This window comes from Planococcus sp. VCh962 (assembly GCF_057748275.1).
Genome location: NZ_JBYLHS010000001.1, coordinates 25565 through 42762, shown reverse-complemented (window position 1 = coordinate 42762; position 17198 = coordinate 25565). Strand labels below are relative to the sequence as shown.

Here is a 17198-nt window from a genome sequence, read left to right as displayed (position 1 = left end):
GCAGCGTGAGCCTGAGACCCCGCAGAGAGCGTAAGCGAGCGAGGAGGCTTAGGCCACGCTCCGCGGAAAGCGTCCGCCTAGAGCGAAATGAAAGGTAAGCATAAGGTTTCTCGATAGTCTATAAAAAAGCAGGACTCACAAAGAGTCCTGCTTTTCTAGATGGTACTAGTATTAAAGAATGTGATAGCCGCTATCTACGTGGATGGTCTCGCCTGTAATCCCACGGGACATATCGCTAAACAGGAATGCAGCCGTATCTCCTACTTCTTCTGGAGTAGTATTGCGGCGAAGCGGTGCTTTTTCTTCAATTTCATGAAGAATCGTGTTGAAACCGCTGATGCCTTTTGCTGATAAAGTACGGATTGGCCCAGAAGAAATCGCATTTACACGAATTCCGTGTTTACCGAGATCAGCCGCTAAATAGCGCACCGACATTTCAAGTGAAGCTTTAGCCACTCCCATGACATTATAGTTAGGCATTACACGCTCACCACCGATATACGTCAAAGCGACAATGCTTCCTCCTTCTGTCATTAGAGGCTTGGCGTATTTTGCTATGACCGTCAATGAATACGAGCTGATATTTTGCGCCAGTAAGAAGCCGTCGCGTGATGTATCATAGAAGTTTCCTGCCAGTTCTTCTGTCTTTGCAAAAGCGATGCAATGAGCAAGGCCATGGATCGTTCCTACTTCTTCTTTGATGGTTGTGAAGCAGTTTTCTACGCTTTCATCGCTTGTTACATCACAAGGCAAAATCAATTCGTGGTTGCCGTCCAATGTAGCCACCAAATCGCGTACCGGCTTTTCAAAACGTTCTCCGGCATATGTAAAAATCAAGCGTGCACCGGATTGATCCAGTGACTGTGCAATTCCCCAAGCAATGCTGCGTTTATTGGCTACGCCCATGACGACGTAAGTTTTTCCTGCTAAAGATATTGACATCCAAAATTCCTCCTATACCTATTATTATTACCTGGTACTAATAATACTCCATAAAAAAGAAAAGTGCAATTCGCACTTCTCTTATAGGCTATTTAAAAAAGTTGTTGCCAGTCCCAAATAAATCAGGATGGAAATGATATCGTTTAAGGTAGTGATAAATGGTCCAGAAGCTACTGCAGGATCAATTTTCAATCGATGGATTAGCAGAGGAATAAATGACCCAGCCAATGTGGCGACAAAGATGGAGCCCATAACCGCTGTGCCCACAAGAAGACCGATCAACAGCTCTCCTTTCCAAAAATACACCAGTCCAACGACTACAATGCCGCATACAATTCCAGTTATTAAACCGGTCCCAGCTTCTCTGAACAACAATTTCACTTTGCTTTCTTCTTCGATATCACCCGTGGCAATTCCCCGAACTGCTACAGCGAGCGCTTGAGTGCCACTGTTTCCAGCCATACCGGCTATTAAAGGTATGAATACAGCTAATAACGCAACCTGGTCAAGGGTCGCTTCAAACATGCCCATCAAATTGGCGGTCAGCATACCAAGAAAAGTCAGTAAAATTAACCATGGCAACCGTTTTTTTGCGGCAGTGAAAGGCCCTCTATCAAAATTATCCATATCCGATACGGCGGCCAATTTTGAATAATCGTCCGATGCTTCTTCATCCAAAACATCGATGATGTCATCTACTGTAATAATTCCAAGTAAATGATTTTGAAAATCCACTACAGGCATTGCCAGAAAATCATAATCCTTGATCATCCGGGCCACTTCTTCCTGATCCTCACCTACTGACACACTGACTACACGTTCATTCATAATCGACTTGATTAATGTATCTTCATCCGAAATAATCAAATCACGCAAAGTAACAATTCCAGAAAGTCTTTTATCTTCGTCAACTACAAAAACATAATAAATAGTCTCTGCATTGGGTGCTGCATTCCGAAGAATATTCATCGCCGAACGGACAGTAGAGTTTTCAGGGATAGATACGAACTCGGTCGTCATGATAGATCCAGCTGTGTACTCTTCGTAATGCAGCAAATCCTTGATTTGCCGTGCAGAATCTTTGTCCATGATAGTTAAGTAAGTAGCCACCTGATCTTTATTCAATTTATTGAGAATGTCTACGGCATCGTCTGTGTACATAGCAGAAAGCAGGTCCGCTGCGTAATGGACGTTCATTTCTTTGAATAAATCTTCGTATTCATCGTCGTCTAATTCAATGGCTTCAAATGTGTTGGCCATTTCTTTAGGAGAGAGATACTGATACAGTTGCTGGCGGATTTCATGCTCAGCTTTCGCAAAAAATGTTGCTTGGTCATATGGATGATGTGCCAAAAATTCTTCCCGGAAACTTTCTAAGTCTCCACGTTGCAATAATTCGAGCAATAACTCCTCGTTCAGTTCTTGGTCGTGCACTACTTTTTCTTCCATCATGTAAACTCCCTCCTTTCGAATGTTTAGGGACCTGTAATTCCAATCCTTACGTTACACTATGTATAGAGATAATCAAGATTTAAGAGGTGATTTTTGTGAAATACGATATTATTGGCGATATTCATGGCTGCTTTGATGAATTGCTGGAATTGCTTGGCAAACTCGGCTATAAAAATGAGAAAGAAATTTATATACATCCCGAAGGGCGGCAACTCGTTTTCGTCGGAGATGCTATGGACCGAGGGCCGAAATCACTCGAAGTGCTGCAGCTTTTGTTTAAAATGCAGGACCGGGGCATTCTCTTCTATTCCCCAGGAAATCATTGCAACAAACTTTATCGGTATTTTAAAGGCAATAATGTACAAGTAAACAATGGTTTGGAGACCACACTTGCTGAATGGAGAACACTTCCTAAAAAAGAACAACAGGAATTCAGATCCCGTTACCGCCGCTTTTACGAGAAACTGCCCATATATCAGGAACTGGACGAAGAATTGATTGTCGCCCATGCTGGAATCAAAGCCGATATGATTGGCAAGCCACTCAGCAAAAAGATTGCTGTTTTCGTTTTATACGGCGATATAACAGGAAGATTTGATGTTAACGGTAGGCCAATCAGAAAAAATTGGGCAAAGTCCTATAATGGTTCCAAATGGATTGTCTATGGGCATACGCCTACTGAACAGCCTTATTTAATCAACCAAACCGCCAATATTGATACCGGCTGCGTTTTCGGAGGGGCACTGACAGCATTCCGCTTTCCTGAGAAACAACTTGTTTCGGTCGCTTCTCATCAGCCTTATCAACCCGATCATTTTCATCGGTTTACGTAAATCAGTTCTTCCATATCTTTATTCAAAGCGGAAGTGAAAAACAGCTTTTCTCCTGTAACAGGATGAACTAATTCCACTGATTTGCAATGGAGAGCTTGACGGGGAATGCTATCCCTCTTTCCACCATATAAATCATCACCAAGCAGCGGATGGCCAATGTGAGATAGGTGAACCCGGATTTGATGGGTTCTCCCTGTATTCAGCTGAAGCCGGACATAGGAAAACACGTCAAATTCCTTCAATACTTCAACTTCCGTTTCTGCAAATTGGCCATCCTCACGCACTTCCCTTTCGATGATGCTGCTTTCTTTCCGGCCAATCGGCTCAGTGATTTTAAAGTTCTTTTCAGCAAGTTTGCCGTGCACTAATGCATCGTACCGCCGTATCATCTTCTTTTCTTGCTGCTGCATAGAAAGCATATGATGAATATGGCGGTTTTTTGCTATGCAGACAAGTCCTGAAGTATCACGGTCAAGGCGGGTCGCTATATGAAGTGTCGCCGGGATTCCATTTTCTTTAAAGTGCATGGCTACAATATTAGCAAGGCTTCCACTGGGATGCTCACGCGAAGGAATGGTGTTTTGCAGCGGAGGTTTATCCACAATCAGCAAAGCTTGATCTTCATAGACAATATTTAAAGGGCCAGTCTCTGCAATGAGCCCTTCTCCCAATTCTTCATTCGGAAAAATAACGGTCACGGCATCATCTTTTTCCAAGACATGCCGGACCGTTACCTTATTGCCATTTACTAAAATTTGGCCGCCGCTGTATTTGACAGAAGCCAAAGTCCTTTTGGAAATTCCCCAATCGCTTAATGCTTCCCGCAGAACACCAGATTTCTTAGCGATATATGTTAACTGAAATGGCTTGAATTGTTTCACATTTATACCTCACTATCGATGAATGAATCATGAACCCTTTTCCAAAAAGGATGGTTCCGGAACCGGGCAAAACGGACTTTTTGTGTTGCGACTCTATACTCAATCGATTTTACATCTTTATGGAGCAGTTGCAAATGATCCACAGTGACCATAAAATCTACGGCTTTCACCGGGCGGAGAGCACAACGGTGATGTGAGGGCAATACAAGCGGTGAACCGACTGTCCGAAAAACCCGGTTATTGATCGAGGCCATCTCTGTCAGTTGCATAGCTTGAAGAGAAGGATGGATAATCGCTCCGCCTAGCGCTTTATTGTAAGCCGTACTGCCTGATGGCGTGGACATGCACAATCCATCACCTCTAAAAGTTTCGAAATGGCTTTCGTTTAAAAAGACATCCATGACCAGTGTTACATCTGGTGATTTAACAGTTGATTCATTTAACGCCAGATAGACAGCTGGCACCTCTTTGTTGCGGTAATGAATGCTTGCTTCCAATAAAGGATACTCAATTACCTCATATTCTTTCTTCGCTATAGAAAGCACCAGCTTTTCAATTTCGATCGGTTTCCAGTCTGCGTAAAATCCGAGATGGCCAGTATGTATTCCTACAAAAGCAACGGATGACAACTGGTCCCGATATTTATGGAAAGCGTGAAGAAACGTTCCATCCCCGCCAATTGATAGCACGACATCCGGCGACTGCTCATCCCATTCCATGCCAAAATCCTGCAAATAATCACGTGCTGTTCCCATTAATTCATTTGAAAGTTCATCACTTCTGGATTGTATAAAAAATTTCATCGCGGCGATGTGCCTCCTTCCCTTTCATTTGGAAAATGCGTACTTGGCGATTCTTTAAATTCACTGAAATACGCTTGAGCTTCTTGGATTTCATCTCTTATTTGCGACATTTCCTCATCAAGCTGAAATGCAGCTTCCGCAGCCCGTTGCAGCCGCTTCTTAATTTCTGCAGGGAAAACCCCTTTATATTTGTAGTTGAGTGAATGTTCAATGGATGCCCAAAAATTCATAGCCAAGGTGCGGATCTGAATTTCTGCCAATATCAGCTTTTCCCCTTTGATCGTCTGGACCGGGTATTCAACAATCACATGATATGACCGGTAACCGCTTTGCTTCTCGTGGGAAATATAATCCTTCTCTTCCACGATCCGCAAATCATTTCGCTGTCTTAGCAAGGCTACAACTGTTTCTATGTCTCCTACGAATTGGCACATCATTCGGAGACCCGCAATATCCTGCAGCTGGTGGGCCAGTTCATCTGAAGGCTCAAACGGAATTCCTTTTTCAAGCGTTTTATCATAAATGCTTGCTAATGGTTTCACTCTTCCGGTGACAAACTCAATCGGAGAATTCGTATTATCTGTTTCAAACTGCTGGCGCATCCCTTTAAATTTAATTTTTAATTCATCTACTGCTTGCTTATATGGTGCTAAAAAGCGATCCCATTGACCCATATTGTGTCCCCCTTACTTCTCTTTACGTCCTTGAAGCAAGTGCCTCATGAAAAGCTTCTTCTACCGCAGTACGAAATTCTGATCCGTAGTTGTCGTTACCTTCTATATTCTCTATCAGCATCCACAATTCCTCGTGAAAGCCAGCCAGCGGCATGATTTGTTCACCCCATTGAAGCAATGGAACATCGTTTCTTTGCAAGGCATTCGCTAAACTCGCCCAAGTATGTTCTTTGAAATGAACATAAATATATTCAGTTCCAGTATCTACTAAATAAACAAACGCACATTCATCACTGTCAGTAATCATTTTTCCAGCGGCTTCAACCGCTTCAAACGGTTCCATTGCCTCAATTTTGAATTGAACATGTTTTTCTGTGATTAAACCTTCTTTCACTTCAACTAATTTGCGCAATAAAAGTACTTCCCTTCTGCCTGTTATATAGCCATATTTTAACACAGCTCTGCCATTCGTTGCAGTTTGGCGGAGATTATCCGATAATAAAAATAACAGAGAGGTGTATTCATGACAAAAGAACTTGAAATTGAATTTAAAAACATGCTGACCCGAGAAGAATATAAACAACTTCTCCTGCATTTCCATTTAAATCCGGATGACGCAAAAACTCAGGAAAATTATTATTTTGACACAGCGGATTTCAACTTAAAAGAAGCCAAATGCGCACTTCGCATAAGGAAAAAACAAGACAGCTATGAGTGCACTTTAAAAATTCCGGCACTTGAAGGAAATTATGAAATTACCGATTCATTAAACGCGCAGCAAGCGGAAGCTTTGCTCACAGGGCATTCATTCGAAGCGGCTGAAGTTTATGCCGCTCTTCAAAAATTGCAAGTAGAGCCATCTCAATTAATGATGATTGGAAAACTGACGACACACCGAATTGAGCTTGACTATAAGGACGGCTTACTGGTTCTTGACCACTCAGAATATAAGGATACCGTGGACTATGAAGTGGAATTTGAAGTACAGGATGCTAAACTTGGCGAACAGCAATTTCTGGAGTTCTTGCAGCTGCAGCATATTCCAGTCCGCCCGGCGGATAAAAAAATAGCCCGGTTCATGAAAGCGGTTAAATCTGGAATCTAATTCAAAATGTAACTTTTTTAGATGAAAATTCTTTCATTCCCATCGCATTCAGTCGATTTGTTTGAGAAATTCTCACTCCGTTGTTAAAATGAATTTACAGCTAAAGCAAAGGAGACACAATGATGACTGGAAAACCAATAATTCCGTACGAAGAAATTGGTGCGGAACGCTTGTCACAGTTAATCGATGCATTTTACGCACGAGTGGCAAAGCATCCAAAGCTGCAGCCTATATTCCCACAGGATCTGACTGAAACTGCTAGAAAGCAGAAACAATTTATGACTCAATATTTAGGTGGACCTAATTTATATTCTGAAGAACACGGGCATCCGCGTCTTAGAGCACGGCATCATCCTTTTCCTATAACTCCAGATCGCGCACAAGCCTGGCTCGAATGCATGAGTGAAGCAATGGATGAAGTTGGATTGGATGGGAAATTCCGAGAAGTCTTTTATCAACGGCTTGTTTTGACTGCTCATCATATGGTGAATGAGCAAGATAGCGAGGAGGAGTTAGAATGAACAATCTGGACCTGGCTCAAGAGACAGAAAAGCAAGAAAAAACGCTGAAGCCAATGGAACTGTATGTTTTTTTTGACCCTTTAAATCCAGAATGCTGGGAACTGCAAGGAATTATTCGCAAGCTCCAAATCGAATACGGACATTATTTTTCCATGCGCTTTGTGTTAAGCACTAAATTATTTAATTTGAACAAAATAAGCAAGACCGTCAATATTGATACAAACAGTCTTTCGCATCCTGTTCTGGCATCAGTTGCCGTAAAAGCAGCCGAACTGCAAGGAAAGCGTGCTGGAAACCGTTTCTTGCATAAATTGCAGGAATACTTGATGCTCAGGACAAAAGACGTTTCTTCTTACACTATTCTTTTAGAAATTGCAGAAGAATCCGATTTGGACCATGAAGAATTCAAACGTGATTTTCATTCTGTTCATACCGCAAAAGCATTTCAATGCGACTTGCATATCACTCGTGAAATGGAAATTGACGAAGTGCCGAGTATTGTTTTTTTCAATGAATGCATTGAAGATGAAGGTGTTAAAGTATCCGGACTATATTCTTATGATGTCTATCAAACGATTCTGCAAGAAATGCTGGGAGAAGAGCGATTAAATCGTCAATCGCCGCCATCATTAAATGAATTATTCTTAAAGTACTCTACTTTGGCAACTAGAGAAATTGCTTCTATATATAATATTTCTGAACAAACAGCTGAACGCGAATTAAAAAAGCAAGTACTACAGCAAAAATTGGAACGCATCAATTTGCCCGATCAAACTTTATGGACTTTAAAATAGCCTTTCGCATATGCGAAAGGCTTTTTATTTATATGCAATTGTAATCTAGCTGTGTCTATTACAGGCGCTTCCGCTTTTCTTTATCCGGCTGCAGCGCCTAGCTCTTCGAGGTCGCTACGGCCTTTCCGTTAATGGCTAAGAATGCCATTTCCGGCAAGCCCTCCAGCGCTTGTCGGAGTTGGACAGGAGCTTCCGCTTTTCTTTGTCTTAGCTGCAATCGCCAGATTCTCGGGGCATAAGTTAACCCAGCTGCGTGGCAAAGAGCGCCATTTCTCTGGTTCGCCTTATCCCTGTCGAATCTTAACGGCCATTTCCGCTTTTCCTGTCTAGTTGCAGCGCCTAACTCCTTGGGTCGTAATCCACTTCGGCTGTGCGGCTGTAGATATGCCGCTTCGCCAAATCGGCTTACGCCCGTCGGAGCTGAACAGGCGCTTCCACTTTTCTTTATAAAACAGCGAAAGGCGCCTTCCACGTCCGGAAGGCGCCTTTCCATATTACACAAAGGGGATGGGAGAAATGTTCACGCTCAAACAAAGGGGTGTATGTTTGTATGTGATTTATTTCACAACCTAACTTTATCATGAAATAATAGTTAATGCAATAATTCACAAAGGATTTCACAAATTTGTCATATTGACATTACAATGGACAGCAAACTGAAAGCACTTTGCTATATTAGGAAAATAAAAAAAGCGGACTGCCAAATATCCTGGCAGTCCGCATTTTTTATTTTCATTTCTTTAAAAGCAACTTCTCTAGTTCATTTAGTTTCTCTTCAAAAACTTTGCATGCTTCTGCTACAGGCTCTGGAGAAGTCATATCCACGCCCGCTTTCTTAAGCACTTCAATCGGATAATCCGAGCTTCCCGCTTTCAAAAATTCGTTGATGTATCGGTCAACAGCGGGTTGCCCTTCTTCTAAAATCCCTTTGCTTAAGGCTGTTGCAGCACTTAAGCCAGTCGCGTATTGGAACACATAATAGTTATAGTAGAAGTGTGGAATGCGTGCCCATTCCATTCCAATTTCTTCATCTACAGCTACCTCTTCCCCGAAGTACTTTTTGTTCAAGTCATAATATACTTCAGTTAAGCGGTCTGCAGTCAGTGCTTCGCCGTCTTGATCCATCTGATGGATCAAGTGTTCAAACTCAGCAAACATCGTCTGCCTGAAGACAGTTCCCCGGAAACCGTCCAGCCAATGGTTCAATAAGTATATGCGTTCCTGGTCATCTTCTGTAGTTTTAACCATGTGTTCATTCAGCAAGGCCTCGTTAGTAGTTGAAGCCACTTCTGCCACAAAAATTGAGTAGTCTCCGTAAACGTAAGGCTGAGAAGAACGGGTGTAATAACTATGGACGCTATGGCCAAACTCGTGAGCTAATGTAAACAAATTGTCCACGTTGTCCTGCCAATTCATCAAAATATATGGGTTGGTGCCATAAGCCCCTGACGAATACGCTCCACTTCGCTTGCCTTTGTTCTCTTTGACGTCCACCCATCTGTTATTGATGCCTTGCTCTACAATCCCTACATACTCTTCTCCTAATGCTCCAAGGCCAGAGAGCATGGTTTCTGTCGCTTTTTCATAAGGGATTTCCATTTTCACCTCTTTAACAAGCGGTGTATACATATCCCACATATGGACTTGATCCACACCAAGCACTTCTTTGCGAAGCGCTGCATAACGGTGAAGCAAATGAAGATTATTGTTTACAGTTTCCACTAAATTATCATAAACGCTTTCAGGAATATGATCATCAGACAAGGCTGCTTGACGGGCTGATTCATATTTCCGGATACGTGCATTTACATTGTCGCGTTTAATATTTCCCGATAAAGTTGAAGCGAACGTATTACGGAATTTCCCGTATGTGGCATACACCGCTTTAAACGCATCTTCCCTTACTCGACGATCTGTACTTTCAAGGAAACGGCTGTAATTGCCATGCGTGATCTGTACCATTTCACCGTCTTCGTTCTCGATTTCCGGAAACTCCAAATCGGCATTATTCAGCATGCCAAATGTATTGGAAGAAGAACTGACAACTTCTGATAATTGTGCAAGCAATGCTTCCTGTTCAGCAGGCAGAACATGAGGGCGGACACTATTCAATTCTTCCAATGCATGCTTATACAGCTGCAGCCCTTCATGGTTTTCGATATAGCTATTCAGCACGGTTTCTTCCAAACTGAGGATTTCAGGTGTTAAAAAAGACAAGCCAGTTGAAACTTTTGCGTATAATGACTTGATTCGGCTATCCATCGCTTGATAAGTCGAATTGGTGGTGTCTTGGTCATAACGCATGTGCGAATACGTATATAGTTTCTGTAATCGCTGCAATAATTCATCTTTATATACCAGAACCTCATAAAGAGCTTCTGCACCATCTTGAAGTTTGCCTTGATAAGAACCGGCTTTCTCGCCCAATTCTGTCACTTTTTTAAATTCCTGTTCCCAAGCTTCATCAGACTCAAAAATTTCTTCCAATTTCCATGTCATTTCTGTAGGAACTTCTTCTCTTAACAATAGTTTATCTGCCACTCCAATTCCTCCTTTGCCCTACTCTTTCGGGAGTCGAACTACGTATTATTTTCTCAATTTTCATACGTTTTTGCAATAGTTATCATACAAAAGCTCTAAAAGAACTTCTTCATTGCTCTCCTGTTTTTTCAGGTAAGAATAGATCATTAAGTATTGTTCTAATAACTCGTAAACTTCTTCCTCAGAAGCTTCGGCTGTTAACTTTATTTTTCCTGAGCGAAGAAGCTCTTTCAAAGTTATCCCTTTCAAATCAGCCTGCAACACTTGCAGTTGCCAAATAACAGCACACTGAGCCATCAGATGGTTTCCAGCCAAAAGTATGCCTATGGTTAACGGCAGTTTGTTAGCATCCAATTGAAGTTCATAAATCAAACGCCAGAAAAGATTTTGAAAACGGTTTTTCACAAAATGCTGATTCCGGACAAAGCGCTGCCTCTCTTCAAAAGCCAAGAAATAAATTTTGGAAAATTCCGCTTTAGTAACTCTTCTCGGTACAGCAAAAGGAAATGTCTGTTTTTCCGCAGCTAAAGACTTCACTTTGGCTATCCATCGGTTCCCGCTAATATGAAATAAATTGGAGTAATAATAAAACCGATTGTTAACGGGATTAAAAGCTAATGCGAATTTATAATTTTTCTGTTGCTGGAGCATCGCTAGTTCAAAGGACTTTAATTTGATTATTCGGATGCCTTCAAAGAGCGGAACTTCTACAGAAAAAAACCAAAAAGGCATTATCCCCAACGATTTATATCCAGCAGAGCGCATTTTGATTTGCTGAACGGGAATGTGGCTGCATTGAAACTCAATTGCGAATTTATTATCAATCAGCAGATCTGCTCGCTGTTTGATTTGAGGAAAATACTTTTCAAGTTCTGCCTGATGATTTTTTTGTACGAAAAATTGATGCAGCAGGTACTTGCCGTTTAAATGGAGAGGGGATTCGGGTTCACTGGATGAAGAGCATTCAGAAAGGGTTTTATGGGAGAAATGGGGGATTTTTATATGACCGACTTTCAACAACAGCAGCTGGCCGCAACCGGGACAAAAAAACTGCTCTCTTTCTCTTAAATCAAGAAGTTCATTTCGGCTATCAAGCGGATTCAAATAAATTAATTGATTGTCTAAAGTCTTGGCTACTAATATAGCATTCACTCTCCTTTTTTTGATTGTAAGAGAGTTTTATGGCTTAGGCAAGAGATGATTTAATAAAATTCTGTTGAAAATAGGAGGATGCTTTGCATGTCTTTACTTTATAGTTTTACACCAATTACGTTCGTCATCATCTAAGTGACAATTGATAAAAATTCATACAAAAAAGACCTCCAAAGCGGAGGCCTTAACCGAAATAGTGTAATACATTTGATAATGCATCTTCTTTAAAAATTTGCTTACCGTACTCTTCCAGACGATGAATCGTAACCGGAGATACCTGCAAATATTCTGTAAATATGCTGATATTATCTTTCACATCACTTTCTGAGTGTAAGATCTCATCAAAACTTACATATAGATAGTATTTGTTTTCAAAATGATAAAGGGCCGATTCAATAGGTACATACATCAAACGGCGTGCTATCGGAAGCAATTCATCAACTTCTGAGAAAACAAAAGTATACTCTAATTTTTTCAAGTCTGGCTCATCAAAAATAGGTTCGAATTCATCAAATTCCGTCGCAGCTGAATCGTCACTGCCAAACATCTTACGGCGTTCTTCTATATCATCAGGCAAATCAAGTTTTTGCCCATCTTTTGTAAGTTGAGCACGAGTAACTGTCACTTCGAGTCCTTTATCCATTGCTTGGACTTGAATCCAAAGCGGCCCTTCCATGACAAAATCTGCTTCTTCATTTACTTCATCCATCATTTCCCAAAAAAGTTCTTCACTTTTATCTCTGTTAAACCAAATTTCGTCACGGCTAAAGCCACGTTCTTCAACATCAAGATAGGAAATGTAAAATTTAACTGTGTTATCATTGATTCTTTCTATCTCCATTTTACACCTCTCCTTTCGAAATGGACTAAGAGGATCGTCCTTCTATACCGTGCTGTGGTACTGCCTTAATTATATCCTTTTTTACTAGGGATGAGAAAGTATATGCCTAACGCTCGCATCAGCATTAAGTATCTTAGAGTTTAGTTCATTATACTGATTTATGCAACTATTTAAGAATAAAGAAAAGCTGCCCTAGATCCATTATGAATTGTCATAAAGACCGGACAGCTTAAAAACTTTTTTAGTTTACCATACGCTGTGCTTCAAGCAATTGATATGCTCTTACTTTACGAGGTAGGAAGCGGCGAATTTCATCTTCGTTGTATCCGACCTGTAAGCGCTTCTCGTCCATTATAATCGGACGGCGTAGCAAACCAGGGTATTCCTGAATTAATTCATATAGACGCTGTAGAGGTAAGCTTTCTACATCCACATTTAGTTTTTGGAAAATTTTAGAGCGAGTCGAAATAATTTCGTCTGTGCCATCTTCTGTCATTCGCAAGATTTCTTTAATCTCACTGATTGTTAAAGGCTCAGAGAAAATATTGCGTTCTGTATATGGAATTTCATGTTCTTCCAACCACGCTTTTGCTTTTCGGCAAGAGGTGCAGCTTGGAGAAGTAAATAATGTTACCATCATAGTAGAGCACTTCCTTTCGGATTCAGGTTACTTCATTTAATTATCAAATTAGAATCACTATAATGTAGAAGCTTTACATTCATTATACAATACTTGCTTTAAAATGAATAGAGATTCTGCTGAATTTTATTATTAAAGCTTCATATACGTCACATTTTAGCTATAATTTTATATAATTTCCTTATTCATTTGTATAATTAATTTTACCCCTATAAGAGACTTTTAAACCCTCTTTATAATTTTTTTTATTCTCAATTACATTTTCTTTTTGAAAATCATTTCCCTCTTTCTTGAATATAATACGTTTGAAAAAGGAATTAGTTGCAGAAATAAACCAAACCTTTTGATTGGTTTTTCTACAGGCTGTCGAGAAACTTTCGATAGCCTTTTCTCATTTCACTCCATGGTGGAAGCTTTCCGCGGGGTGCGGCCTAAACCTCTTTGCTTGATGGCGCACTTTGTCGCTGAAAACATATGCTCCTTGTCTCTGCATTGCTTTGCTAGCTTCGTTGCATGAAAAACCACCGCTGCGCTATTTTCGAAACAAGTAAGTGCGTTGCAACGCACTTACTTGTTTCGAAGCTGTGTAGCGGAATATCGGTTAAGGGATGATCACTAATAGAAACTTTAACTTCCTCAACAAGCTGAAAAAACCCCAATCCTTAGATTGGGGTTTTTCGCAATTATTAAGGTGTATAGTCTACTCCTGGTGAATAAGTATTTCCAGCATTCCATAATAAGAATTCGTCAATTCCATTTTCATTCAACGCCTTAATTTGTGCTTCAACTTCTTCTTTTCCGTATTTTTGGTAGTTTCCTGCGCCTAAATAAGATGCAGTAAAGTCCTGTAGCCACGGTCGTGAAGTTGGCGGAGTTTTAAGTTCTGCCAATTTATTGTTTTCAACTTTGGCATATTCCGTTACCAGCTTATAAGGTTCTAAATCTGGCTTGGCAATACCGAAATAAGAGGTCCAGTGGCTTGGATAAATCATTGAAGAAATTACATCAACATTTTCAGAGATTTTCGAGAAGTTCTGTCCAATACCCGGTGCTTCCGGCAAGGTTGCCGCATAGCCAAAAATATCAACAGACACTTGCACGCCATATGGCTTTAATTGTTCTCGAGCATAGGCGACAAAGTCTGTAACTGCTTCTACTCGCCGTTGTACGGGATCAAGATCGGAATCAGCATATTCCCCCATAGAATACTTCAGCGTGTCTGCTCTATTTTCAAATCCTTCAGGGAAGCGTACGTAATCAAATTGAATTTCCTTAAAGCCCAATTTGGCCGCTTCAATGGCAATTTGAACATTATGGTCCCAAACTTCTTTTAAGAATGGATTTACAAAAGATTCACCACGTCCATTTTTCCAAACTTGGTTTCCATCCACAAACGATAACTCCGGCCGCTTATTTGCCAGAACAGAGTCTTTAAAAACGACGACTCGAGCTATTGGATATATTTGTTTTTCTTCTAATCTTTCCAGTACTGCCCGTGGATCTTTCATATAAGGCTGACCAATTTTTAGCGCGGCTAAAGAACTTTCTTCTTGGGGCATATAAGTTAAATATCCGAAGTCTTCTTTAATGTCGATTACCATGGCGTTCAAATCAGTAGTATCAACCAAATCCACAAGTTTTTCAAAACGGTCTCCGCCTGCGGAATGGGCTGTGACAAAAATGCCTCTGACTGCATCAGGGTATTCAAAAGCTAGTCCTGAATCAAAAGCCAGGAGTTTTGATGATGCCAGCATTTCTGCATCAATATTGTTGATATTGTATGTACGGGAAACAAAGTCCGGTGTCTTCGACTCGTCTTCTGCTGCGAACACAGGTGTTACCGCTAATGTGCTTAGCAGTAAAGCACAAACTGCTGTCCATTTCTTCGTTTTCATCCAGCCTTACCCCCCTCTTCCTAATCTTTCTTCATTTTAACATTTTTATCAAAATTTGAAAGAAAAAGCGATGCCGTTTTGGCATCGCTTTGTCATTTTTATTTCACCGAGACGGAAGCTCTCTCAGATACAGATGCTTTTAAAGTTTCGAATTCTTGTACTGAACATTGGACAAAATGCCCTGGAGTAATCTCTCTCATCTGAACATCATCGCCTGCTGTGTAATTATGCATAGCAGGATTATATGACTTACGTACGCGATTGCGTTCGTAATTCGGATCCGGAAGCGGAATAGCCGACAACAAAGACTGGGTATATGGGTGCATGGGATTATTATATAGATCTTCCGCAGGCGCCAATTCCACCAGCTTTCCAAAATACATAACGCCAATCCGATCCGAGATGTATTTAACCATGGACAAATCATGGGCGATGAACAGGTACGTCAATCCTTTTTCTTCCTGTAATTCTTTCAATAAATTAACTACTTGTGCTTGTATAGATACATCTAATGCAGAAATCGGTTCATCAGCAATGATAAAGTCCGGATCTACAGCCAATGCCCGGGCGATTCCAAGGCGCTGGCGCTGGCCACCTGAAAATTCATGTGGATAGCGGTTAGCATGCTCTTTATTCAAGCCAACAGTTTCCAGCAAATCGAAAACCATTTTCTTGCGGTCAGCTGCATTTTTTGCCAAGCCATGGATATCGATGCCTTCTGCAATAATATCCATTACTTTCATACGAGGATTTAATGATGCATATGGATCCTGGAAAATCATTTGCATCTTCCGATTAAATTTTTTCAATTCTTTTTTCGATTTCTTGCCATGGACGTTTTCACCTTCATAAAAAACATCGCCTGAAGTTGCATCATATAACCGGATGATGGAGCGGCCGGTAGTGGATTTCCCACATCCCGATTCTCCAACTAAGCCCAGCGTCTCGCCTCTGTAAATATCGAAACTGATGTCATCGACTGCTTTCACTTCATTTGCTTTACCAACATTAAAATGCTGTTTTAAGTTCTTGATTTCTAATAATTTTTCTACCATCATACCGCTCCCCCTTCGTAATATCTACTGCCCGGGAACTTCTTCATCCGCTCGATTACTGTTGCAGGAGGCTCAACTTGCGGTGCATCCGGATGCAATAACCATGTAGCAGCAGAATGAGTATCACTCACTTTAAAAAATGGAGGATTTTGCTCCATGTCAATTTGTAAAGCATACTCGCTGCGCAAGGCAAAAGCATCTCCTTTCGGAGGTGCAATTAAATCTGGCGGAGTTCCTGGTATAGCATATAATTTCGCCTCAGAAGTATCTAGAGATGGCATAGAACTTAACAATCCCCATGTATACGGATGCTGAGGATTGTAGAAAATTTCATCCACAGTGCCAATTTCCACAATTTTGCCGCCGTACATAACAGCTACACGGTCTGCAACGTTCGCTACAACTCCAAGGTCATGTGTAATAAAGATAATGGATGTATCAATTTTCTTTTGCAGGTCTTTCATCAGTTCTAATATCTGAGCCTGGATTGTTACATCAAGCGCTGTTGTCGGCTCGTCAGCGATTAAAATTTGAGGATTGCAGGCAAGTGAAATGGCAATAACAATTCGCTGACGCTGTCCGCCGGAAAATTGGTGCGGATATTGTTTCATTCGAAGTTCAGGTTTCGGCATACCAACTAAACGCAATAAGTCGATGGCCACTTTTTTCGCTTCTGCTTTACTGATTTTTTGGTGCTTTAAAATCGGTTCTGTAATTTGCCGACCAATTGGCATTGTCGGATTCAAAGAAGTCATCGGATCCTGAAAAATCATTGAAATATCTTTCCCGCGGATCTTCTGCATCTCTTTATCCGAAAGCTTGGTTAAATCACGTCCGCCAAACAAGATTTCACCATTCTTGAATTCAGCCGAATGTTCCGGCAGCAGACGCATGATGGATTTTGTGGTAACGGATTTACCGGAACCTGATTCCCCGACAATTGCTAATGTCTCACCTTTATATAAATCAAAATTGACGCCTCGGATAGCTTTAACTTCCCCACCAAAAGTATTAAAGGAAAGCTCAAGGTCTTTTACTTGTAAAATTTTCTCCATTTGTGACTTTCCTC

General features: G+C 41.0%; 17 protein-coding genes. 4 read left to right on the top strand and 13 right to left on the bottom strand.

Annotated features, from left to right (window positions below):
• Positions 1-171 precede the first annotated feature (171 nt).
• Complete coding sequence (gene fabI, locus AC3AQ9_RS00195) at positions 172-942, bottom strand: enoyl-ACP reductase FabI (protein WP_488305449.1); 771 nt, start codon at positions 940-942, stop codon at positions 172-174.
• A gap of 81 nt (positions 943-1023) precedes the next feature.
• Positions 1024-2394 carry a magnesium transporter gene (mgtE, locus tag AC3AQ9_RS00190; RefSeq protein ID WP_488305448.1) on the bottom strand — a complete coding sequence of 457 codons (1371 nt, stop codon included), beginning with the start codon at positions 2392-2394 and terminating at the stop codon, positions 1024-1026.
• Between the two features lie 95 nt (positions 2395-2489).
• Here mgtE and prpE point away from each other — a divergent pair, with 95 nt between their 5' ends.
• Complete coding sequence (gene prpE, locus AC3AQ9_RS00185; RefSeq protein WP_488305447.1) at positions 2490-3227, top strand: bis(5'-nucleosyl)-tetraphosphatase PrpE; 738 nt, start codon at positions 2490-2492, stop codon at positions 3225-3227.
• Here the strand turns inward: prpE and AC3AQ9_RS00180 are convergent.
• From AC3AQ9_RS00180 to AC3AQ9_RS00165, 4 genes are read right to left on the bottom strand one after another with little or no spacing between them, the layout of a single operon-like run.
• Entirely contained in the window at positions 3212-4108 is an 897-nt protein-coding gene (locus tag AC3AQ9_RS00180) for an RluA family pseudouridine synthase (protein ID WP_488305446.1), read from the bottom strand. The genes prpE and AC3AQ9_RS00180 overlap by 16 nt on opposite strands.
• A 2-nt stretch (positions 4109-4110) precedes the next feature.
• Positions 4111-4911 carry an NAD kinase gene (locus AC3AQ9_RS00175; protein ID WP_488305445.1) on the bottom strand — a complete coding sequence of 267 codons (801 nt, stop codon included), beginning with the start codon at positions 4909-4911 and terminating at the stop codon, positions 4111-4113.
• Positions 4908-5585, bottom strand: coding sequence for a GTP diphosphokinase (gene yjbM, locus AC3AQ9_RS00170; protein WP_488305444.1), 678 nt, complete (start codon positions 5583-5585; stop codon positions 4908-4910). Before yjbM ends, AC3AQ9_RS00175 begins: the two co-directional genes overlap by 4 nt.
• Positions 5586-5607: 22 nt before the next feature.
• Positions 5608-5997, bottom strand: coding sequence for a UPF0738 family protein (locus AC3AQ9_RS00165; protein ID WP_488305443.1), 390 nt, complete (start codon positions 5995-5997; stop codon positions 5608-5610).
• 111 nt (positions 5998-6108) lie between these two features.
• Here AC3AQ9_RS00165 and AC3AQ9_RS00160 point away from each other — a divergent pair, with 111 nt between their 5' ends.
• The 3 genes from AC3AQ9_RS00160 (at position 6109) to AC3AQ9_RS00150 (ending at position 8005) form a co-directional block, all read left to right on the top strand.
• Positions 6109-6690 (top strand): CYTH domain-containing protein, encoded by a 582-nt coding sequence (locus tag AC3AQ9_RS00160; RefSeq protein WP_488305442.1) that lies wholly within the window; start codon positions 6109-6111, stop codon positions 6688-6690.
• A 122-nt stretch (positions 6691-6812) separates the two neighbouring features.
• A complete protein-coding gene (locus AC3AQ9_RS00155) occupies positions 6813-7211 on the top strand; it encodes a globin domain-containing protein (protein ID WP_488305441.1) in 399 nt (132 codons plus the stop codon).
• Positions 7208-8005 (top strand): ClpXP adapter SpxH family protein, encoded by a 798-nt coding sequence (locus AC3AQ9_RS00150; RefSeq protein ID WP_488305440.1) that lies wholly within the window; start codon positions 7208-7210, stop codon positions 8003-8005. Before AC3AQ9_RS00155 ends, AC3AQ9_RS00150 begins: the two co-directional genes overlap by 4 nt.
• Before the next feature lie 732 nt (positions 8006-8737).
• Here the strand turns inward: AC3AQ9_RS00150 and pepF are convergent.
• The 7 genes from pepF to AC3AQ9_RS00115 all read right to left on the bottom strand — a co-directional run bounded on the left by pepF (position 8738) and on the right by AC3AQ9_RS00115 (position 17184).
• Complete coding sequence (gene pepF, locus AC3AQ9_RS00145; RefSeq protein ID WP_488305439.1) at positions 8738-10546, bottom strand: oligoendopeptidase F; 1809 nt, start codon at positions 10544-10546, stop codon at positions 8738-8740.
• 60 nt (positions 10547-10606) lie between these two features.
• Positions 10607-11698 (bottom strand): competence protein CoiA, encoded by a 1092-nt coding sequence (locus AC3AQ9_RS00140; RefSeq protein WP_488305438.1) that lies wholly within the window; start codon positions 11696-11698, stop codon positions 10607-10609.
• A 184-nt stretch (positions 11699-11882) separates the two neighbouring features.
• Positions 11883-12539, bottom strand: coding sequence for an adaptor protein MecA (gene mecA, locus AC3AQ9_RS00135; protein ID WP_488305437.1), 657 nt, complete (start codon positions 12537-12539; stop codon positions 11883-11885).
• Positions 12540-12780: 241 nt separating this feature from the next.
• Positions 12781-13176: a transcriptional regulator SpxA gene (spxA, locus tag AC3AQ9_RS00130; protein WP_175557103.1), complete on the bottom strand. Its 396-nt coding sequence runs from the start codon at positions 13174-13176 to the stop codon at positions 12781-12783.
• A gap of 689 nt (positions 13177-13865) precedes the next feature.
• Positions 13866-15074: a putative glycoside hydrolase gene (locus AC3AQ9_RS00125; protein ID WP_488305436.1), complete on the bottom strand. Its 1209-nt coding sequence runs from the start codon at positions 15072-15074 to the stop codon at positions 13866-13868.
• Positions 15075-15172: 98 nt separating this feature from the next.
• Complete coding sequence (locus tag AC3AQ9_RS00120) at positions 15173-16129, bottom strand: ABC transporter ATP-binding protein (protein WP_488306789.1); 957 nt, start codon at positions 16127-16129, stop codon at positions 15173-15175.
• The gene (locus AC3AQ9_RS00115; RefSeq protein ID WP_488305435.1) at positions 16129-17184 is read right to left on the bottom strand and encodes an ABC transporter ATP-binding protein; all 1056 of its coding nucleotides are present in this window, start codon (positions 17182-17184) and stop codon (positions 16129-16131) included. The genes AC3AQ9_RS00120 and AC3AQ9_RS00115 overlap by 1 nt, the downstream gene beginning before the upstream one ends.
• Positions 17185-17198: the final 14 nt, after the last annotated feature.